This window comes from Streptomyces sp. NPDC021080 (genome assembly GCF_044333225.1).
In the GTDB taxonomy this organism is placed as follows: Bacteria; Actinomycetota; Actinomycetes; order Streptomycetales; family Streptomycetaceae; genus Streptomyces.
On record NZ_JBIRQM010000013.1, the window covers coordinates 254,970 to 274,594 of the forward strand.

At 73.1% G+C, this 19,625-nt stretch carries 17 protein-coding genes; 4 read left to right on the forward strand and 13 right to left on the reverse strand.

What is annotated here, in order from left to right; genetic code table 11:
- Nucleotides 1–482: 482 nt before the first annotated feature.
- From pheT to infC, 7 genes are all read right to left on the reverse strand, one after another.
- Entirely contained in the window at nucleotides 483–2,987 is a 2,505-nt protein-coding gene (gene pheT / locus ACH4S8_RS30360; protein ID WP_398399596.1) for a phenylalanine--tRNA ligase subunit beta, read from the reverse strand.
- On the reverse strand, nucleotides 2,987–4,114 hold the full coding sequence (pheS, locus tag ACH4S8_RS30365; protein WP_398399598.1) for a phenylalanine--tRNA ligase subunit alpha: 1,128 nt from the start codon (nucleotides 4,112–4,114) through the stop codon (nucleotides 2,987–2,989). The genes pheT and pheS overlap by 1 nt, the downstream gene beginning before the upstream one ends.
- Before the next feature lie 182 nt (nucleotides 4,115–4,296).
- A complete protein-coding gene (locus ACH4S8_RS30370) occupies nucleotides 4,297–5,472 on the reverse strand; it encodes an ATP-binding protein (RefSeq protein ID WP_398399600.1) in 1,176 nt (391 codons plus the stop codon).
- Between the two features lie 53 nt (nucleotides 5,473–5,525).
- Entirely contained in the window at nucleotides 5,526–6,386 is an 861-nt protein-coding gene (locus ACH4S8_RS30375) for a TrmH family RNA methyltransferase (RefSeq protein WP_398399602.1), read from the reverse strand.
- 180 nt (nucleotides 6,387–6,566) lie between these two features.
- Nucleotides 6,567–6,950 carry a 50S ribosomal protein L20 gene (rplT, locus tag ACH4S8_RS30380; RefSeq protein WP_003970214.1) on the reverse strand — a complete coding sequence of 128 codons (384 nt, stop codon included), beginning with the start codon at nucleotides 6,948–6,950 and terminating at the stop codon, nucleotides 6,567–6,569.
- A gap of 95 nt (nucleotides 6,951–7,045) precedes the next feature.
- The gene (gene rpmI, locus ACH4S8_RS30385; RefSeq protein ID WP_006374321.1) at nucleotides 7,046–7,240 is read right to left on the reverse strand and encodes a 50S ribosomal protein L35; all 195 of its coding nucleotides are present in this window, start codon (nucleotides 7,238–7,240) and stop codon (nucleotides 7,046–7,048) included.
- Between the two features lie 107 nt (nucleotides 7,241–7,347).
- A complete protein-coding gene (gene infC, locus ACH4S8_RS30390; protein ID WP_398399750.1) occupies nucleotides 7,348–8,064 on the reverse strand; it encodes a translation initiation factor IF-3 in 717 nt (238 codons plus the stop codon).
- A gap of 414 nt (nucleotides 8,065–8,478) precedes the next feature.
- Between infC and ACH4S8_RS30395 the strand changes: the two genes are divergently transcribed.
- Entirely contained in the window at nucleotides 8,479–8,835 is a 357-nt protein-coding gene (locus ACH4S8_RS30395) for a DUF1844 domain-containing protein (RefSeq protein WP_037628367.1), read from the forward strand.
- A gap of 66 nt (nucleotides 8,836–8,901) precedes the next feature.
- On the opposite strand, the gene ACH4S8_RS30400 is transcribed toward ACH4S8_RS30395, so the two are convergent.
- Nucleotides 8,902–9,633, reverse strand: coding sequence for an SseB family protein (locus tag ACH4S8_RS30400; protein WP_398399606.1), 732 nt, complete (start codon nucleotides 9,631–9,633; stop codon nucleotides 8,902–8,904).
- A 149-nt stretch (nucleotides 9,634–9,782) separates the two neighbouring features.
- On the opposite strand from ACH4S8_RS30400, the gene ACH4S8_RS30405 reads away from it, so the two are divergent.
- A complete protein-coding gene (locus ACH4S8_RS30405; RefSeq protein ID WP_398399608.1) occupies nucleotides 9,783–10,748 on the forward strand; it encodes a serine hydrolase in 966 nt (321 codons plus the stop codon).
- Nucleotides 10,749–10,841: 93 nt separating this feature from the next.
- On the opposite strand, the gene mycP is transcribed toward ACH4S8_RS30405, so the two are convergent.
- Both mycP and ACH4S8_RS30415 read right to left on the reverse strand, forming a co-directional pair.
- On the reverse strand, nucleotides 10,842–12,149 hold the full coding sequence (gene mycP, locus ACH4S8_RS30410) for a type VII secretion-associated serine protease mycosin (RefSeq protein ID WP_398399610.1): 1,308 nt from the start codon (nucleotides 12,147–12,149) through the stop codon (nucleotides 10,842–10,844).
- A complete protein-coding gene (locus ACH4S8_RS30415) occupies nucleotides 12,146–12,964 on the reverse strand; it encodes a hypothetical protein (protein ID WP_398399752.1) in 819 nt (272 codons plus the stop codon). Before ACH4S8_RS30415 ends, mycP begins: the two co-directional genes overlap by 4 nt.
- Before the next feature lie 709 nt (nucleotides 12,965–13,673).
- On the opposite strand from ACH4S8_RS30415, the gene ACH4S8_RS30420 reads away from it, so the two are divergent.
- Nucleotides 13,674–14,822, forward strand: coding sequence for a hypothetical protein (locus tag ACH4S8_RS30420; protein WP_398399612.1), 1,149 nt, complete (start codon nucleotides 13,674–13,676; stop codon nucleotides 14,820–14,822).
- Nucleotides 14,823–15,048: 226 nt separating this feature from the next.
- A complete protein-coding gene (locus ACH4S8_RS30425) occupies nucleotides 15,049–16,251 on the forward strand; it encodes an amino acid deaminase/aldolase (RefSeq protein ID WP_398399614.1) in 1,203 nt (400 codons plus the stop codon).
- 174 nt (nucleotides 16,252–16,425) lie between these two features.
- Here ACH4S8_RS30425 and ACH4S8_RS30430 read toward each other — a convergent pair whose 3' ends face one another.
- The 3 genes from ACH4S8_RS30430 to ACH4S8_RS30440 all read right to left on the reverse strand — a co-directional run bounded on the left by ACH4S8_RS30430 (nucleotide 16,426) and on the right by ACH4S8_RS30440 (nucleotide 19,621).
- Nucleotides 16,426–17,349, reverse strand: a complete 924-nt coding sequence (locus ACH4S8_RS30430) for a DUF2510 domain-containing protein (protein WP_398399616.1) — start codon at nucleotides 17,347–17,349, stop codon at nucleotides 16,426–16,428.
- Nucleotides 17,350–17,477: 128 nt separating this feature from the next.
- The gene (locus ACH4S8_RS30435) at nucleotides 17,478–18,269 is read right to left on the reverse strand and encodes a 3-oxoacyl-ACP reductase (RefSeq protein ID WP_398399618.1); all 792 of its coding nucleotides are present in this window, start codon (nucleotides 18,267–18,269) and stop codon (nucleotides 17,478–17,480) included.
- Nucleotides 18,266–19,621, reverse strand: a complete 1,356-nt coding sequence (locus ACH4S8_RS30440; protein WP_398399754.1) for an aldehyde dehydrogenase family protein — start codon at nucleotides 19,619–19,621, stop codon at nucleotides 18,266–18,268. Before ACH4S8_RS30440 ends, ACH4S8_RS30435 begins: the two co-directional genes overlap by 4 nt.
- Nucleotides 19,622–19,625: the final 4 nt, after the last annotated feature.

Below are 19,625 nucleotides of genomic sequence, written 5' to 3' on the forward strand. Positions count from 1 at the left end.
CGGCCGGGCCGGGCGGCGTCGCCCGGACATGTCACCCGAATGAGTGAGGTGTCTTCGCACACCCGCATTTATGCAGGCAGAGGCCGGGAAGCCGCCGTGCCGAGGTGAGCGGAGGCCGGGAAAACGTCGGTTTCCGGGCGGCCGGAGACTGGGGGAACCGCGGGTTCCGGGCGAGCGGAGGCCCGGGAGAACTGTCGCCCTCGGGCGGGCACGGGCCGGAGGAACCACCGTCTCCGGGCGGGCGAAGACCCGGGGAAACCGCCGTCTCCAGACGGACGGAGACCGGGGAACCGCCGGCCCCAGGCGAGCGGAGGCCCGGGAGAACTGTCGCCCCCCCCGGGCGGGCACGGGCCGGGGGAACCGCCGTGTCCCTGCGGGCGCGGGCCCCGGAAAAGGCGGCGGGGAGCCGCGCGCCGTCCGGCCGTGAACGATCCACGGCCGCCTGACGGCGCACGGCTCCCCGGCGACACCCGGTGGAGCCTCTAGGCTCCGCGCAGCACCGCTCCCGTGCGCTCCGCGGCCAGCGCCACCGCCGCGTCACGGGCCGCGGAGGCCTCGTCGACGGTCAGCGTGCGGTCGGCGGCACGGAACCGCAGCGCGTAGGCGAGGGACTTCTTGTCCGCGCCGAGCTGCTCGCTCTCGTACTCGTCGAACAGCCGGATGGACTCCAGGAGTTCACCCGCGCCCTCGTGCAGGGCGGCCTCGACGTCCGTGTGCGGGACGCTCTTGTCGACGACGAGGGCGACGTCCTGCGTGGCGACCGGGAAGGTCGAGATCTTCGGGCCCTTGGGGTGCCCGGAACTCGCCCGCTCCAGCGCGTCCAGGTCCAGCTCCATCGCGCAGGTGCGCGCGGGCAGGCCCAGCGTCTTCAGGACACCGGGGTGCAGCTCACCGGCGTACCCGATGACCTGCTCCGCGCCGTCCACGACGACCGCCAGCTCGGCGCAGCGGCCCGGGTGCCACGGACCGTACTGGCCGGAGCGGACGAGGAGTTCGGTCCCCGACTCGCGGGCCAGGACGCGCGCGGCCTCGATCGCGTCGGCCCAGTCGGCCGGGCGGCCCTTGCCCCACCAGCCGGCCTGCTCGCGGGCGCCCGCGAGGACGACGGCGGCGTGCCGGGGCTGGACGGGGAGCGCGGCCGTCAGAGATGCGATCTCCTCGTCGGCGGGACGGCGGTCGACGGGCAGCCGCCCGGCGATCCGCAGTTCCTCCCGCGGGTGGAAGACCAGACCGGTCTCGAAGAGCGCCAGGTCGTGGCTGCCGCGTCCGTCGTTGCGGCGCAGGGCCTGGAGCAGGCCCGGCAGCAGCGTGGTGCGGAGCGCGGGCTCCTCGTCGGAGAGCGGGTTGACCAGCTTGACGACCTTACGCTTCGGGTCGTCGTCGGCGAGGCCGAACTGGTCGAAGACGTGCTCGCCGATGAACGGGTAGTTCGGCGCCTCGACGTATCCGGCGCCGGCCAGCGCGCGGCCGACGCGGCGGTGCAGCCGCTGCCGGTCGGTGAGGCCGAGGCCCGCCGGGGGCTTGGGCAGCGTGGAGGGCAGGTTCTCGTAGCCCTCGAGCCGGATGACCTCTTCCGCGAGGTCGTTCGGGTCGGTCAGGTCGGACCGCCAGGACGGCACGGTGACGATCAGCTCGTCCTGCCCGTAGACGTCGCAGCCGACCTGCTGGAGACGGCGGACGACGGTCTCGCGGCCGTAGTCGACACCGGCCACCTTGTCCGGGTGGTCCGCCGGGATGGTGATGGTGTGCGGCGCGGACGGCGCGATCACCTCGGTGACCCCGGCGTCGGCGGTGCCGCCCGCGAGGAGCACGAGGAGGTCGACGGTCCGCTGGGCCGCGGCCGAGGTGGCCGCCGGGTCGGCGCCGCGCTCGAAGCGCTTGGACGCCTCGGAGGACAGCTTGTGCCGACGGGCCGTGCGCGCGATGGAGATCGGGTCGAAGTGCGCGGCCTCGACGACGACCTCGGTGGTGGTGCCCTCGGTGTCGTCGATCTCGGTGTGGGCGCCGCCCATGACGCCCGCGAGGCCGATGGGGCCGCGGTCGTCGGTGATCACCAGGTCGCCGGCGTCGAGCGTGCGCTTGACGCCGTCGAGGGTGGTGAGCTTCTCGCCCTGCTCGGCCCGGCGCACGCCGATCGTGCCCTCGACCCGGTTGCGGTCGTAGGCGTGCAGCGGCTGGCCGAGCTCCAGCATCACGTAGTTGGTGATGTCGACGGCGAGCGAGACCGGGCGCATGCCGGCCTTCTGCAGCCGGCGGCGCAGCCAGATCGGGGACTGGGCGTCGGGGTCGAGGCCGGTCACCGTGCGCGCGGTGAAGCGGTCGCAGCCCATCGGGTCGGCGATCTGCACCGGGTGGCCGAACGCGTTCGGGGCCGGTACGTCGAGCAGCGCGGGGTCGCGCAGCGGCAGGCCGTAGGCGATGGCGGCCTCGCGGGCCACACCGCGCATCGACAGCGCGTAGCCGCGGTCGGGCGTGACGGCGATGTCGAGGACCTCGTCGACGAGCTGGAGCAGCTCGATCGCGTCGGTGCCGGGCTCCATCTCCGGCGGCAGCACGATGATGCCGCCGCTGCCGTCGTCGCCCATGCCCAGCTCGTCGCCGGAGCAGATCATGCCGTGCGAGGTCTTGCCGTACGTCTTGCGCGCGGCGATCGCGAAGTCGCCGGGCAGGACGGCGCCGGGCAGGACCACGACGACCTTGTCGCCGACGGCGAAGTTGCGGGCGCCGCAGACGATCTCCTGGGGCTCACCGGTGCCGTTGGCGGTGCCGACGTCGACGGTGCAGAAGCGGATGGGCTTCTTGAACTCCGTCAGTTCCTCGATGGTGAGCACCTGGCCGACGACCAGGGGACCCTTGAGGTCGGCGCCGAGCTGCTCGACGGTCTCGACCTCGAGGCCTGCCGAGATGAGCTTGGCCTGGACGTCGCGCCCGGTCTCCGTCGCCGGCAGGTCGACGTACTCCCGCAGCCAAGAAAGCGGGACCCGCATCAGATCTCCATCCCGAACGGCCGGGTGAACCGGACGTCACCCTCGACCATGTCTCGCATGTCTTCAACGTTGTGACGGAACATCAGCATCCGTTCGATGCCGAACCCGAAGGCGAATCCGCTGTACTTCTCCGGGTCGACGCCACAGGCGACGAGCACCCGCGGGTTGACCATGCCGCAGCCGCCCAGCTCGATCCAGCCCTCGGAGGAGCAGGTCCGGCAGGGGCGGTCGGGGTTGCCGACGGACTCGCCCTTGCAGACGTAGCAGAGCATGTCCATCTCGGCGGACGGCTCGGTGAAGGGGAAGTAGTTCGGGCGCAGCCGGGTCTTCATGTCCGAGCCGAAGAGCGACTGGACCATGTGGTCCAGGGTGCCCTTGAGGTCGGCCATGGTCAGGCCCTCGTCGACGGCCAGCAGCTCGATCTGGTGGAAGACCGGGGTGTGCGTGGCGTCGAGCTCGTCCGTGCGGTAGACGCGGCCGGGGCACACGACGTAGACGGGCGGCTCCCGGTCGAGCAGGGCGCGGGCCTGCACCGGCGAGGTGTGGGTGCGCAGCACGACACCGGACTCGTCGCCGTGGGTGCCCTCGGGGCCCTGGACGAAGAAGGTGTCCTGCATCTGCCGGGCCGGGTGGTCGGGCGTGAAGTTCAGGGCGTCGAAGTTGAACCACTCCGCCTCGACCTCGGGGCCCTCCGCGACCTCGTATCCCATGGAGACGAAGACGTCCGCGACCCGCTCCATCATGGTGGTCAGCGGGTGCCGGGCGCCGGACGGTACACGGTCGTACGGCAGGGTGACGTCGACCGCCTCCTCGACCAGTACGCGGGCGTCCCGCTCGGCCTCCAGTTCGCCCTGGCGGGCGGTGAGGGCCTTGTTCACGGCGCCCCGGGCCTGGCCGACGAGCTTGCCCGCCGCGGCCTTGGCCTGCGGGGGCAGTGCGCCGATCTCGCGGTTGGCGAGGGCCAGCGGGGAGGTGCCGCCGGTGTGGGCGACCTTGGCCTCCTGGAGCGCGTCGAGGTCACCGGCGGCGGCGAAGGCGGCGAGCGCCTCGTCCCGCATGCGCTCGATCTCTTCCGGTTTCAAGGCCTCGACCTCTACAGGGTCGTACGACTTATTAGGTGCCGACATCTCTTCCCGTGCTTCCGGTTGGCTGGCTGAGGGTCCCCGTCATCGACTCGGAGACGAATCGTCCGCAGATGCGTGGACGCAAAGGTGCCAAAGGCCGAGTCTATCGGGGGTGGGGGCCCGACCAGGACGGGGCGTCCCGGCGGTGTTCCCGTGCGGATGAGCCCGTGGGGGCCGGTGCGGCGCTAGAGGAGATACGCCGGGGTGCCCACGGGCAGCGTAAATCGGAACTCGGCGCCCCCGCCGGGGGCGCGGCCGACCGTGATGGTCCCGCCGTGGGCTTCGACGATGCCCTTGACGATGTAGAGCCCGAGGCCTGTGCCGCCGCGCTTGCTGCCCCGCCAGAAGCGGGTGAAGACGCGGTTCATGGACTCCTCCGGGATTCCGGTGCCCTCGTCGCTCACGGTGACCGACGTGACGGCGTTCGCCGTGCCCTCCTCGTCCGGCCGCTCGCGCGGGGACGTGGAGGGTGCCACGTCGATGGTGACGGTTCCCTCGCCGTGGCGCACCGCATTTTCGATCAGGTTGCTGAGCACCTGGTCGATCTTGTCGGGGTCGGCCCACAGACCGGGCAGGGGCTGCTCGATGCGCAGCAGGAAGCGGTCGGCGGGCTGGCCGGAGGCGACGTAGGCCTGGATGTGCCGGCCGACGGCGGCGCCGATGTCGACGGGCTGGCGGCGCACCTCCAGGCGCCCGGAGTCGATGCGGGAGATGTCGAGGAGCTCGGCGATGAGCCGGGTGACGCGGTTCGCGTCGGCGTCGACGGTCTCCAGCATCAGTTTCTTCTGGTCGTCGGTGAAGCGCTCCCACTTGGCGAGCAGGGTCGCGGTGAAGCCCTTGACGGAGGTGAGCGGGGAGCGCAGTTCGTGGGCGACCGTGGCGATCAGTTCGGCGTGGCTGCGCTCGGTGCGGCGGCGGGCTTCGGTGTCGCGCAGGCAGACGACGACCCGGCGGACCGGTCCGGTGGGGTGGGTGCGCACATAGCGCGCGGAGACGAGGATCTCCCGGCCGCCGGGGAGCAGCAGGTTCCGCTCGGGCTGGCCGTTGCGGATGGCGAGACCGCCGTAGGGGTCGGTCAGCTGCCACCAGCGGCGGCCTTCGAGGTCCTCCAGCGGGAGCGCCGCCTCGAGCCGGCGGCCGAGCGCCTCGGCGGCCGGGACGGCGGTGATCCGGGCGGCGGCGGCGTTGAAGCAGACGACCCGGCCGCTCTCGTCGGCGACGACGATCCCGTCGGGCAGGTCGTCGGGGTCTATGCCGAGTCCGGGGCCGGGTGCGGTGGTGTCATCGGGCCGGGACGCGGATGTGCCGCGCGCGTCCCGTGCTCGCAGCGCGCTCTGGGCACCGCCCGTGCCGACACTCATCCCCGTACCCCACCTCTCGTCCGGCACAGAGGGCCCCCGGGCCCGTCACCCTACTAGCTGCCGGTGACGGAGCGGCACCCTGTGGAGGCGCGCTGTGCACGGGCTGACGCGTAGAGACATACGGCCGCGGCCGTGGCCAGGTTCAGGCTCTCGGCCTTTCCGTGGATCGGAACACGCACGACGGCATCGGCCAGCGCGCGGGTCTCCTCCGGAAGCCCCCAGGCCTCGTTGCCGAAGACCCAGGCGGTGGGGCCGCCCATGGTGCCCTTGTCGAGTTCGTCGTCGAGGTCGTCCTCGCCCGCGCCGTCGGCGGCGAGGATGCGGACGCCGGCGGCCTTGAGTCCGGCCACGGCCTGCTCTACGGGCACACCGACGGCGACGGGCAGATGGAACAGGGACCCGACGGAGGCGCGTACGGCCTTGGGGTTGTAGAGGTCGACGGACGCGTCGGTGAGGACGACGGCGTCGGCTCCGGCGGCGTCCGCGCAGCGGAGCACGGTTCCGGCGTTCCCGGGGTCGCGGACGTGCGCGAGGACCGCGACGAGCCGGGGCGCGGCCTTGAGGACGTCCTCGAAGGGGGTGTCGAGGAAGCGGCAGACGCCGACGAGGCCCTGCGGGGTGACGGTGGTCGAGATGTCGGCGATCACCTCCTCGTCGGCGAGGTGAACCCGGGCGCCGGCGCGGCGGGCGCCGTCGATGATGTCGGCGTAGCGCTCGGCGGCCTCGACGGTGGCGAACAGTTCCACGAGGGTGGCGGTGCCGTCGGCGCGGTGGGCGGCGGCCTCCCGCACGGCCTGCGGCCCCTCGGCGAGAAACAGCCGCTCCTTGCCCCGGAAGTTGCGTCTGGCAAGCCGACGGGCGGCCAGGACACGCGGCGAGCGCGGGGAGATCAGCTCGGGGGCGGCGGGGGACATGTTCTGGTTCACCTTCGGAATCCGGGGACGACTGCAACGCCCTGGGGGCGCGAGGAACTGCGCGATCAGCCCCCCACCGGCCGGCACCCGAACGGACAGCCGCAGCGGGCGTCAGCAGCAAAGGACCCGCAGGCGAAACCTGCGGGTCCTTCAGTCACGTCGGCTAAAGCCGGCGCAGCGTCACGCGGCCTTCGGCGCGTTGACGTCCGACGGCAGGGCCTTCTGCGCGACCTCGACCAGCGCGGCGAACGCGTTGGCGTCGTTGACGGCCAGCTCCGCGAGGATCTTGCGGTCCACCTCGATGTTGGCGGCCTTCAGACCCTGGATGAGGCGGTTGTACGTCATGCCGTTCTGGCGGGCCGCAGCGTTGATGCGCTGGATCCACAGCTGACGGAAGTCGCCCTTGCGCTTCTTGCGGTCGTTGTAGTTGTAGACCAGCGAGTGGGTGACCTGCTCCTTGGCCTTGCGGTACAGGCGCGAACGCTGACCGCGGTAGCCGGAGGCCGCCTCGAGGATCGCCCGGCGCTTCTTGTGGGCGTTGACTGCCCGCTTGACGCGTGCCACTTTTTTACTCCTTGTAGCGGGGCCGTGGTTTGGACTCACACGGCCCGAAATCGATGGGGTCCCGGATCAGACGTACGGCGCTGGGCGCCGGTACGTCACTTGCCGAGAAGCTTCTTGATCTTCGCGGCGTCGCCCGGGGCCATCTCGGCGGTGCCGGTGAGACGACGCGTCACGCGGGACGACTTGTGCTCGAGCAGGTGGCGCTTGCCGGCGCGCTCACGGAGCACCTTGCCGGAGCCGGTGATCTTGAAGCGCTTGCTGGCACCGCTGTGCGACTTGTTCTTCGGCATAGCGCCGTTCTCTCCTCGTCAGTGGCGTTCCGGTGCCCGGTCGCAAGACCGGGCACGGATGGAACGTCATATGTATCGATTGACATCCCGGGGCGGGGGCCCTGGGATCAGGCCTCGGCTGACGCCTCGGCCGGGGTCTCGGCGGACTCGGCCTCGACGGGTGCGCTCTCGGTGTTGCCACCGTCGGCGACGCCCTCTTCCGCGGCGTTCTGCGAGCGACCGGGGTTGGCCTTCGCTTCCGCCTTGCGAGCCGCCTGAGCCTCACGGGCCTCGGCCATCGCCTCGGTCTTCTTCTTGTGCGGACCGAGAACCATGATCATGTTTCGGCCGTCCTGCTTCGGGTTCGACTCGATGAACCCGAGGTCCTCGACGTCCGTGGCGAGACGCTGCAGCAGTCGGTAGCCGAGCTCCGGCCGGGACTGCTCGCGACCACGGAACATGATCGTGATCTTGACCTTGTCGCCCTGCTTGAGGAACCGGACGACGTGACCCTTTTTGGTGTCGTAGTCGTGCGGGTCGATCTTCGGCCGGAGCTTCATTTCCTTGATGACCGTGTGCGCCTGGTTCTTGCGCGCCTCACGGGCCTTCATGGCCGACTCGTACTTGAACTTGCCGTAGTCCATGAGCTTGCAGACGGGCGGGCGAGCGCTCGCCGCCACCTCGACCAGGTCGAGGTCGTACTCCTGAGCAAGCTCAAGGGCCTTGGCAAGCGGAACAATCCCGACCTGCTCGCCGCTGGGACCGACAAGTCGCACTTCGGGAACGCGAATCCGGTCGTTGATGCGGGGCTCGGTGCTGATGGATCCTCCTCGGTAGCACCACACGGCGGTCTGGCGGACAGCCGCGTATGTCTCTGATGACATGTTGACCAACCGTCGTGGGGCATGAAAAATGCCCCGGGACGGGACACAGGCGGGGCTCCATAGCAACCGGAGCACCGCCGCGGTCTACCGCGGGGCGCGCATTCGGGCGACTCCATCGTCCGTACGGAACGATGGCGGCCGCCTGACCGGATGACCCGCCGTCCCGGAGGACAGTCAGGTGGGAGATCGGAGCCTCCACTTGTGGGCCGGGCACATGGTGTCCGGCCGGTCGTTACACAAGGCTAGCAGTTCCGCCGGACACGCGCTAACCGGAGGCCTCCTCACCGCCGCCCACCGGGCGCAGCCGCCCCTCCCCCGCGGGCGGGAAGGCTCCCGTGGACGGGGACGCGCGCGCCGGGGCCTATCGTGTGGGGCATGAGTGACACCCCTCCCCAGAACCCCGACTTCGACACCATGACCCGCGACATCGCCGAGGTCCCCGCGGTCGAGGTCATCGTGACGGTCGCCGTGAACCTGATGAGCGCCGCCGCCGTGAAGCTCGGTCTCACCGAGGAGGGCGACGAGCACAAGGACCTGGACGAGGCCCGCAAGCTGGTCACCGCCCTCGCCGGCCTGCTCGACGCGAGCGCGACCGAGATCAGCTCCTTCCACGCGGCGCCACTGCGCGACGGCCTGAAGTCCCTCCAGCTGGCCTTCCGCGAGGCGTCCCTCGTCCCGGACGAGCCGGGCCAGGGCCCCGGCGAGAAGTACACGGGCCCCGTCTACGGCTGACCCGCGCCCGTCCGTCACGGCGGGTCCGCGCCCGTCCGTCGCACGGACACGGACCCACCCGCGTACCTATCCGCGTACGTACAGGGGCTCGCCCGGAGGCGTCGCCTCGGCCGGCAGCAGTGCCAGGTCGAGGCCGCGCACCAGGCGGGCCCTCAGTGTTTCGTCGGCCGCGAGCCGCTCGGCCACCGCGCGGGCGGTCTCGGCGGGCGCTGCCGACGGGTCGAGCACCAGCGCGAGGGTGCCGTCCGCCGGACCGGGGCCGAGATGGGCGCGGACCACCAGGGGCTCGGCGGCGACCGCGGCCCGTACCGCCTCGACCACTGCGGGATCGGCGAGCGGGTCGGTGGTCGTACGCCCCTCGGCGAGCGCCAGCAGGGCGGAACCCGTCAGCTCGTAGGACACGGGTCCGGCCAGGTCCAGCACGATCGTGTCGGCCTTCTCGTGCACCGCGGCCTCCAGGACCTGATTCAGGCGTACGGCCACGGGGCGGGCCTTAGGGTCCCAGCGGGCCAGCGAGTCCGTGGACGTGAAGGCGGGCAGGGCCGTGCGGTCGCCGGCCTTGAGCGTGGGCACCGCCATGTCGCTGGTCTTCTCGCGGCGCAGCCCGTTCTCGTCCTCCTCGACCTCGCCGAGGATCGCCACGACGGGCACGAGCAGCCGGGCGCCCGCGATCGCCTCCAGGACCGGAGGCACGGCGGTGCGGTCGGCGGACCAGGCCGCGAGCGCGGCGCTCAGCCGGGGGTCGGCGGAGCCGTCGTCGTCGGGGAAGCCGGGGTCGGGAATGTTCTTGTTCGCCACGGTCCCCGACCCTATCGGGGGAATGCTGCTGCGCTTGTGCGGCCCCCGTAACCCGCGGGCGACGGTATTCATGAGTTTCTCAGCCTTCCCTGACACACCTCTAACACAGGCCTCATCGCGGGCACAGCCCGGCCGTCCAGCATCGCCGGATGGACCGTCACAGAGCACGCGGGCGTCGCGCCCGGCCCTCCCGACGCAAGCCACTCCTCTCCGCCGCGGTGGCCTCCGTCGTCCTCGTCGGCGCCACGGCGGCCGGGACCGTGTACATGAAGGCGCAGGCGCACGACGGCACGTCCGCCGTATCGTCGGCGTCGGTGTCGGCGTCGCCCTCTTCGTCGCCGGCCGGGAGCGAGGAGGCATCGGTGGAACCCGTGGCGGAGCCCTCCGTGGACCGGGACGCGCTGCTCGCGAAGGCGCTGAAGTCGGTGCCGGTGACGGCCGGTGCGAGGACATCGGTCGCCGTCCTCGACGTCGACTCCGGCGAGAGCGCCGCCCATGGTGACGCGGCCTTCGACACCGCGAGCATCGTCAAGGTGAACATCCTGGCCGCGCTGCTCCTCCAGGCCCAGGACGCGGACCGGCATCTCTCCGCGCAGGAGAAGGCGTACGCCACCAAGATGATCGAGAACAGTGACAACGCGTCGGCGACCGCGCTGTGGGCGGTCATCGGCCGGGCCGACGGTCTGGACGCCGCGAACAAGCGCTTCGGTCTGAGCGCCACGCAGGGCGGCGACGGTGAGCTGTGGGGGCTGACCCAGACCACCGCCGGCGACCAACTGACCTTGCTGCGGCAGGTGTTCGGGGAGGACTCCAAGCTCAGCTCGGCCTCGCGGTCCTATCTCCAGGGACTCATGGGCGAGATCGAGACCGACCAGCGGTGGGGGGTGTCGGCGGCCGGCGACGGTTCCCGGTGGGCGCTGAAGAACGGGTGGTTGGCGCGCAGCACGACCGGGCTGTGGGACGTCAACAGCATCGGACGGATCTCGGCCGACGGCCACGACTATCTGGTGGCGACGCTGTCGAATGGCAACTCCACACAGGCGAAGGGCATTTCACTGGTGGAGGCGGTGTCGAAGGCGGCGGTGTCGACGTTCCGGGACACGACCGAGGACTGAGGGCGAAGAGCCGGGAGGCTCCGAACAGGCCTGGGGGCCGGGCGGGTCGCCGAACGGCCTTGACCGCCAGTGCCGTTCGAACAGCCTTGACGGCTAGGGGCGTTCGAACGGGTTCGCGCTTCTGCGCCCGCGCCACAGGAACACCGCCGCCGCCAGCAGGGCCACGCCCAGGCCGCCCGCGAGGGGAGCGGCCCAGTCGGACGAACTGCCGCCGTCGTCGGGGGTGTCGGGGCCGGTACCGAAGTACTTGTGGCCGTACTCGGCCGACTCGAGTCCCTCCGGCTTGAGCCGGCCGGCCGCCTTGATGGCGGCGGCGGGGTCGACGAAGCCGTAGCCGCGGGAGTCGTCGCGGCCCCCGGAGGGAACGTTGCGGGCGGTGTCCTCCAGCAGCTTCTTGATCTGCGCCGGGGACAGGCCGGGGTGGGCGGCCTTGACGAGCGCGACCGCGCCGGAGACGAACGCGGACGCCGCGCTGGTGCCCCAGCCCTCGTAGTACCGGTCGTCCGGGTCGGCGATGACCACGTCGACGCCCGGGGCGCTGACGGTGGCGTACCAGCGGCGGGTGGAGAAGGAGGCGTGGGTCCCGTAGCGGTCGACGGCGGCCGCCGCGATCACACCGGGGTAGGCGGCGGGGTACGAGATGTGGTCGCCCTTCTCCCCGCCGTTGCCGGCCGAGGCGACGACGGCGACCCCCTTCTTCAGCGCGTACTGGACGGCTTCGTCCTCGGCGGGCTCGGGGTGGGCGGACCTGGAGTCGTCGCCGAGGGAGAGGTTGATGACGTCGGCGCCGTGGTCGGCGGCCCAGCGGATGCCGTCCGCGAGCGCGTTGCCCCGGGTGTTGCGGGCCTTGGAGCGGGCCGGGTCCTTGTCCTCGAGGATGACCCGGACGGGCAGGATCTTCGCCTCCGGGGCGATGCCCATGACACCGTTGGCGTCACCCGGACCGTGACCGTGCCCGGCGATGATGCCCGCCATGGCGGTGCCGTGCCGGGCCCAGGTCCGGTCGCCGCGGCTCGCGCCGAAACCGACCAGGTCCTTGTCCGCGAGCACATTGCCCTTGAGGTCCGGGTGCAGGGCATCGACGCCGGTGTCGAGGACGGCGACGGTGATGCCCTTGCCCTTGGTCGTGCGCCACGCCTGCTGTGTGTGCATCGCGTCGAGGCCCCACTGCTGGGCACGGATGCCGTCGGCGTGCGCGGCGGTCGAGGGCACCAGCGCGAGGGAGGCGGCGAGGACCGCGGCGAGGGTGCCGGACCTGCGGGAGAGGCGGGGCCCTCGGGCCTGCCGGGCCGGACGGGGGCGCCGGGCGCTGCCGACGGGGGCCGTCGCTCCGGCCGAGAAGGTCGTACCGGTCGCGCGGGACTGTCGGCTGCGGCCGTCGGGGCCGTCGGCGCGGGTCATGACGGCTTCTCCGTGGACGAGCTGACGGTCTTGCGAAGTCCTCGCTCGACCCGGTCGGCGAGGCCCTGCGCCTCATGGCCGAGGCCCGCCTGGGCCGCGGCCGTGGTCGAGTCCGGCTTCATCGCGTCGGCGGCGGGCTGCGGGGCGGCGACCGTGCGTCCGTCGGCGAACCCCGAGACCGCGTACACGACGACGGGGGCGTCGGTGAGGACGGACAGGGTCCAGGAGGCACGCTGGGCCTTGCCGAAGCCCTCGGCGTCGGTGCCCTCGGCCGCGTACGGCAGGGGCAGCAGGTCGGTGCGCCGGCCCAGTGCCTCCTTGCGGAAGCGGGCCTTCAGGGAGGTCATGCCGGCCACGTCCGCCTTGGTGAACAGCAGGCCGACGGTGGTGACATGGCTGCGGGTCGCGTCAACGTAGGTGGCACGCAGCAGGCGCAGGCAGCCGACGGGGGCGAGGGCCTGACGCAGCAGCGGGTCGAAGGCGTCCTTGCAGCCGGTGTCGGGCGCGACGGCGATCCGCGTCCAGGTGCGGTCGGAACCGCCGGGGCCGGCTCCGTCACCGCGCACGGTCGGCGGGAAGAGCTGGTCCACGGGCACGCTGTGCCAGAGTTCTCCGGCCGCCGTGAAGGCGCCGGGAGAACCGGGTCCGTCCGTGGTGTCGCCGGTGAGCCAGCTGCCGGTCACCGCACCGCCGATGAGCCCGAGTCCGAGCACGACGCAGGTCGCGACGGTCACGGCACCCGCCCGGGCCCGCCTGCGGAACGGACGCACCCGGGCGCCGTCCCGGCCGTACGTCTCGGGCTCCGCGAACGTCACGAAGGGGCGCTGCGCACCCGGGGCCGCCTCGGTGGGCACGGCCGAGGGGGACGGAACGAACGGGGGTGCGGGCGCGGAGGCCACGGAGGTCACGGACGGCTGGTCGTCCCGTCCGGGCCGTGTCTCCCGCGCCTCCTCCGCGGTCCGCCGCGGCGCGGACTCCGAAGGCCGCGGTGCTTCGAAGGCACGCGGGGGCTCGGACGGGCGCTGCGGCGCGGCGGGGTGCGACAGCCGGGCGGGGCGCTGCGCAGGACGCTGTGTCCCGCCGGGCCGTGTCGGCCCCGCGGTGTGCGGCGCCCCCTCGGGACGCGCCGGCCCGGCGGACACGGGCGGCGTGTCCGGGAAGCGTGCGGACGCCGCGGGGGGCGGCGGGGTCGGCGGACCCGTCCGGCCCTCGGGGCGCAGGTCGGGGTAACGCCGGGCCTCCGGCCGCGCGGCGGACGCGGCAGCCTGTGCGTCGGCCTCCGGCGCGGAGCGCTGCGAGGGCGCCGACGACGGGGCCGGACGCTCCGACGGACCCGCGGCGGAGCCGTGCGGGGCGGCTCCCGCCGCGCGGCCCTGTCCGGCGGACGGTGTCGCCGGACGGGGTGCGCCGGACGGTGACGAACCGGCGGCCGGGGCGGACCGGGGCACGTCGGACCCGGGCGTACCGGACGGGGCGGGCCGTCGCGCCTCGGATTCCGGCATGCCGGTCGGGACGGACGGTCGCATGTCGGACCTCGGCGTACCGGACACCGGCGTACCGGTCGGTGCGGACGGGGACGCGTCACCCCCTGGCGTACCGGTCGGCACGGACGGCCGTATGCCGGACCCCGGCGTACCGGTCGGCGCGGACCGTCGTGCGTCGGACTCCGGCGTGCCGGGCGTGGCGGACCACGGTCGGCCGGGCGACACGGACTCCGGCGCGGCAGGAGAAGCGGTTCCCGGGGCACCGGACGGGGCCGGCCCCGCTCCAGGGGACCCGGCCGGATCCTGCGAGCCGGTCACGCACGACGACGCGGACGCCGGACCGGCCGACGCAGCGGTCCCGGAGGTACCGGACCTGACGGACCCGGACGCACCGGGCGCGCCGGCCCTGGGCCGGACGAGCGAGGTGGGCCTCGGTGTGCCGGGCGCGGCCGATTCCGGCCTGCCCGACCCTGCGGCGGCACCCGGGCCGCCGGGCGAGACGGCTCCCGGTCCTCCGGGCAAGGCGGACGCGGGCGTGCCGGGTGCGGCCTGTCCCGGCTCGGTCGGCGAAACCTGCCGCGGGGTGTCGCCCGTCCCGGACGCCGCGTCGGTCTCCATGGACATGTCGAAGAAGTCGAAGGACCGCGGCGGCGCGGGCACCCTCGGGTTGTGTCCGGGCCTCGGCCCGGCATCCGGCACGGCGGACGAACCCGGCGCGGAAGCACCGCCGGAGGTACGGAAACCGCCTCCGGCCCCGGACCGTCCGCCCGGGGCGCCGGACCGGTCCGGCGTCGGCGGCGGCCCGACCGGCTGGGGCGGCACCGACGGGGCCGCGCCACGGGGTGCGTTCGCGGGGCGCGGCGGAACCGCCGGAGCATGCTGGGAGGCGGCCGGCCCGGATCCGGAAGGGGACGTGGCGTGTCCGGGGCCGGGAGCGGATCCCCGCGGGGTCGGTGCGGGGTCCTCGGCGGACCAGTCCTCCCCGGCCGACAGGTCCGGCCCGGGCGACCGGACCGGCTTCGGCGGAACCGGAGGGCGGGTCGGCGGGTTCGCGGGGGCCGGCGGGGTCTGGGCGGCCGGCGGGGGCATGGTGGGCGGGACGGAGGGACGCCGGGGATTCGAGGCGCGCCGCGCTTCCGTACTCATGCACCCCCCGTTTCCTCGTACCGGGCTGTCGGACGCCTCGTAGCTCGGCGAGCCGTTTCGTGTGCGCGAGAGGTTCACCACGGGCACGCATACCCGCACCGGTGGCGCGTCACCCCGGGCAGGGCCCGCCGGGGCGAGGTCGTTCCTCCCCGCGTCCGCGTCACTCTACGGGTTGACGAGCGCCGGGCGGGAACCCAGTGCGAAGCCCCGGGGCATCTGCCCGGAACGTCCCCCTACCCTGCGGTAATCGAGTCTGGCAGTCTTCGCACATGACTGCCCGTGCCGCCGACAGGGCCCGCTACGACCGGGCCACCGCTCACCTCGACGCCCCCGTCGCCATCGTGGACCTGGACGCCTTCGACGCGAACGCGGACGATCTGGTCCGCCGGGCCGGCGGGAAGCCGATCCGCGTCGCCAGCAAGTCCGTCCGCTGCCGCACCCTCCTGGAACGCGTCCTGGCGCGGGACGGCTTCGCGGGGATCATGTCGTTCACCCTCGCCGAGTCGCTGTGGCTGGCCCGGTCCGGTTTCGACGACGTCCTGCTCGCCTATCCGTCGGCCGACCGCAAGGGCTACGCCGAGCTGACCGCCGACCCCAAGCTCGCCGCCGCGGTGACCGTCATGATCGACGACCCGGCGCAGCTGCGGCTCATCGACGAGGCGCGCGAGGGCGGCACGGAGGTCGTACGGGTGTGCCTGGAGCTCGACACCTCGCTCAAGCTGTTCGGCGGCCGGGTCCGGGTCGGAGCGCTGCGTTCGCCGCTGCACTCCCCCGCCCAGGTCGCGGACCTGGCCCGGGCCGTCAAGCGCGCCCCCGGGTTCAAGCTGGTGGGGATCATGGCGTACGAGGGTCACATCGCGGGCGTCGGTGATGCGGTCTCGGGGCGGCCGCTGCGCTCGCGTGCCGTGCGGCTGATGCAGGCGACCGCCCGCAAGGAGCTCGTCCAGCGCCGTGCGGAGGTCGTGCGGGCGGTACGGGCCGTGGAGCCGGACCTCGAATTCGTCAACGGCGGCGGCACCGGCAGCGTCCAGCACACGGCCGCCGAGGACGCGGTGACCGAGATCGCGGCCGGGTCGGGGCTCTACGTGCCGAGGCTCTTCGACAACTACACGTCCTTCAGCGGACGCCCGGCGGCGCTGTTCGCCCAGCCCGTGGTGCGCCGCCCGGGCGTGGGCGTGGTGACCGTGCTGGGCGGCGGGTATCCCGCCTCCGGGGCCGCGGGCGCCGACCGGCTGCCGGTCCCGTATCTGCCGGAGGGACTGTCGTACGACCCCCAGGAGGGTCCCGGCGAGGTGCAGACCCCGCTGCTCGGCTCCCCTGCCGACGATCTGCTCATCGGCGACAAGGTGTGGTTCCGGCACGCGAAGGCCGGTGAGCTGTGCGAGCGGTTCGACACGCTGCACCTCGTGGAGGGCGACACCGTCACCGCCTCCGTCCCGACCTATCGGGGAGAGGGCCACACCTTCCTCTGACCCGTGGGGTCACGCCTTCCGCGGTCGGAACGATCGGGAGAGGGCGGACGCCCGCCCTGCCTGCCTGCCCGCCTGCCCGCCTGCCCGCCTGCCGCGAGACACCGCCGCCCGCCCGGCCGTGGGACACCGTCCTCCGGCCGGGCGGCGCCGTGCGCCCGGCGGGACGGTCGTCGTTCACTTGGACGGGCCGATGCTGCTGCCCACACCGCCGCCGGCGTCCTTCTGGCCCACCGAGCGGATGCCTTCGGTGATCCGGTCCATGTCGGACAGCGGCGGCCCGTCGGCGCCGGCGTCGACGGCGAACCGGACGATGACGAGCGACTGCGAACCCACGCTGGACGGGAAGGCCAGCGACTCGACGTAACCCCCGGGCCCCACACCGGTCTTGACCTTCCAGCGCACGAGATACCCGGCGCGGCCGGCGACGGCGACCGAGCCGGACTTCACCAGCCGGTGGGAGGTGATGCCCCGGAAGGGGCGGCTGCCCACGAGGTCGTGGCCGTACGCGCTGTCGGCGGCGTCCTCGATGTCCCCCTCGGCGAGGGCCTTCGGGGAGGTCTCGTCGGTGGCCGTCGCCGTGCGCGAGTCGACCCAGCCGTGCCGGCACAGACCGGGATCTCCCGGGCAGTCGTAGGTTCGCGGGGTCGACAGCACCATGTCGTGGTCGGCGGCGTACTGCGGCTTCGCCCAGCCGTCGAGGACCGGGAAGGTGATGCCGTTCAGTTCGTCCACGACGACGGACGGGTCACCGGCAGACGGCGAGGCACCGGACGGTGACGGTGAGGGGCTCCCGGTCCGGGTGGGGGACGCGGACGCGGGCGTGGTCCGTGCCGCCGCGCCGCCGCCCCCGCCGCCGTCGTCGCGCAGCAGCACACCGCCCGTGACGATCGCGGCCACGAGGACGACGGCGGCCGTCACGAGGGCCACGGTCCTGCCCCGGCCGGAACCGGAGCCGTCGGCCGACGGGGTCTGCATCAGGGGCTGTTGGGGATCTTCGGGCTGACGCCGGTGGTCGGTCCACGCGGTCCCGTCCCACCAGCGCTCGACGAGCGGGTACGACGGGTCGCGGTACCAGCCGGGTGGGGGTGTCATGCTCATCCGGGCACTCTAATGCCGCGCCGGACAGCGGGACGCGCCGGGCCGAGCGGTCCGCGGGGCCGCGGGGCCGCGGGGCGTGGGGTACGACCGGGCGCCGTCCCCCGCGCCCGGCCTCCCCCGCGGCCGGGCTACAGCGGCGTGACGTAGGCGCCCGAAATGCCCCCGTCCACCAGGAAGTCGGTGGCGTTCACGAAGGAGGAGTCGTCGCTGGCGAGGAACGCGACGGCCGCCGCGATCTCGTCCGCCTCGGCGAACCGTCCGACGGGGATGTGCACGAGCCGGCGCGCGGCCCGCTCGGGGTCCTTGGCGAACAGCTCTTGGAGCAGCGGGGTGTTGACCGGACCGGGGCACAGCGCGTTGACCCGGATGCCCTCGCGGGCGAACTGGACGCCCAGTTCACGGGACATGGCCAGTACTCCGCCCTTGGAGGCCGTGTACGAGATCTGGGAGGTCGCCGCGCCCATCCGGGCCACGAAGGAGGCGGTGTTGATGATGGACCCCCTGCCCTGGCGGCGCATGTAGGGGATGGCGGCCTTGCAGCACAGGTAGACGGAGGTGAGGTTGACCTCCTGGACGCGCTTCCAGGCCTCCAGGCCGGTGTCCAGGATGGAGTCGTCGTCGGGCGGCGAGATGCCCGCGTTGTTGAAGGCGATGTCGACCGAACCGTAGGTGTCGTACGCCGTCCTGAACAGGTTCTCGACCTGTTCAGGGTCGGTCACGTCGACCTTGACGAAGGTTCCGCCGACCTCCGCGGCCACGGCTTTCCCGTGCTGTTCGTCGATGTCGCCGCAGACGACACGGGCTCCCTCGGAGGCGAGCCGGCGCGCGGTGGCGAGGCCGATGCCGCTGGCGGCGCCGGTGATGACGGCGGTGCGGCCCACCAGGCGGCGGCAGACGGTCTCGGGGGTGTCTGAAGTCACTGTGCGGGACCTTCCGTGCTGATGAAGACGTTCTTGGTCTCGGTGAAGGCGGTGAGCGCGTCCGGGCCGAGTTCACGGCCGATCCCCGACTGCTTGAAGCCGCCGAAGGGGGTCCAGTAGCGGACGCTGGAGTGGGAGTTGACGGACAGGTTGCCGGCGCGGACGGCCTGGGAGACGCGCAGGGCGCGGCCGACGTCACGGGTCCAGATGGAGCCGGACAGGCCGTAGTCGGTGGCGTTGGCGAGCCGGACGGCGTCGGCCTCGTCCTCGAAGGGCAGCACGACGGCGACGGGACCGAAGACCTCCTCGACGGCCACGCGGGCGCCGGGGTCGACGCCGGTGAGGACGGTGGGCGCGAACCAGAAGCCGGGGCCCTCGGGGGCCTTGCCGCGGATGCCGGGCGCGTCGGCGTCGACGTAGGACCGTACGCGTTCCAGCTGGGCCGCGGAGATCAGCGGGCCCATCTGGGTCCGCTCGTCGGAGGGGTCGCCGACGACGACCGACTCGACGGCCGGGGCGAGGAGTTCGAGGAAGCGGTCGTGGACGGAGCGCTGGACGAGGATGCGGGTGCGGGCGCAGCAGTCCTGACCGGAGTTGTCGAGGAAGGACATGGGGGCGGCCGCGGCGGCGGCCTCGATGTCGGCGTCGGCGAAGACGATGTTGGGGCTCTTGCCGCCGAGTTCGAGGGTGACGCGCTTCAGGAGGGCGGACCCCTTCGCCAGTACCTGTTTCCCCACGGCCGTGGACCCGGTGAAGACGATCTTCGCGACGCCGGGGTGCCGGACGAGCGCGTCGCCCGCGACGGGTCCCGCGCCGGGCAGCACCTGGAAGAGGTGTTCGGGCAGGCCGGCGTCCAGGGCGAGTTCGGCCAGCCGCAATGCCGTGAGCGGGGTCGTCTCGGCGGGTTTGAGGATGACGGCGTTGCCCGCGGCGAGGGCGGGTGCGGTGCCCCAGGCGGCGATGGGCATCGGGAAGTTCCAGGGCGCGATGACACCGACGACGCCGAGGGGTTCGAGGAGGGTGATGTCGAGGCCGCCCGGGACGGGGATCTGACGTCCCGTCAGCCGTTCCACTCCCCCGGCCGCGTAGTCGAGCAGATCGCGGACGTTGCCCGCCTCCCAGCGGGCGTTGCCGAGGGTGTGGCCGGCCTCACGGACCTCCAGCCGGGCCAGTTCCTCGAGGTGGCCGTCGACTTCGGCCGCGAAGCGGCGCAGCAGCCTGGCCCGGTCGGCGGGTGCGAGGGCGGCCCAGCGGGCCTGCGCCCGGCCGGCCCGTACGACCGCGTCCGCGACGTCCTGTGCGGTGGCGGCGGGGACGGTGGCGACGACCTCCTCGGTGGCCGGGTCGAGCACCTGG

Excerpts from the sequence above, each read along its gene's own strand:
- mycP (WP_398399610.1), bottom strand. The coding sequence starts at position 12,149 with ATGACCCGCGCCGACGGCCCCGACGGCCGCAGCCGACAGTCCCGCGCG.
- ACH4S8_RS30430 (WP_398399616.1), bottom strand. The coding sequence starts at position 17,349 with ATGAGCATGACACCCCCACCCGGCTGGTACCGCGACCCGTCGTACCCG.
- ACH4S8_RS30370 (WP_398399600.1), bottom strand. The coding sequence starts at position 5,472 with ATGAGTGTCGGCACGGGCGGTGCCCAGAGCGCGCTGCGAGCACGGGAC.
- ACH4S8_RS30375 (WP_398399602.1), bottom strand. The coding sequence starts at position 6,386 with ATGTCCCCCGCCGCCCCCGAGCTGATCTCCCCGCGCTCGCCGCGTGTC.
- pheS (WP_398399598.1), bottom strand. The coding sequence starts at position 4,114 with ATGTCGGCACCTAATAAGTCGTACGACCCTGTAGAGGTCGAGGCCTTG.
- rpmI (WP_006374321.1), bottom strand. The coding sequence starts at position 7,240 with ATGCCGAAGAACAAGTCGCACAGCGGTGCCAGCAAGCGCTTCAAGATC.
- ACH4S8_RS30425 (WP_398399614.1), top strand. The coding sequence starts at position 15,049 with ATGACTGCCCGTGCCGCCGACAGGGCCCGCTACGACCGGGCCACCGCT.
- ACH4S8_RS30395 (WP_037628367.1), top strand. The coding sequence starts at position 8,479 with ATGAGTGACACCCCTCCCCAGAACCCCGACTTCGACACCATGACCCGC.
- ACH4S8_RS30420 (WP_398399612.1), top strand. The coding sequence starts at position 13,674 with ATGTCGGACCTCGGCGTACCGGACACCGGCGTACCGGTCGGTGCGGAC.
- ACH4S8_RS30405 (WP_398399608.1), top strand. The coding sequence starts at position 9,783 with ATGGACCGTCACAGAGCACGCGGGCGTCGCGCCCGGCCCTCCCGACGC.
- pheT (WP_398399596.1), bottom strand. The coding sequence starts at position 2,987 with ATGCGGGTCCCGCTTTCTTGGCTGCGGGAGTACGTCGACCTGCCGGCG.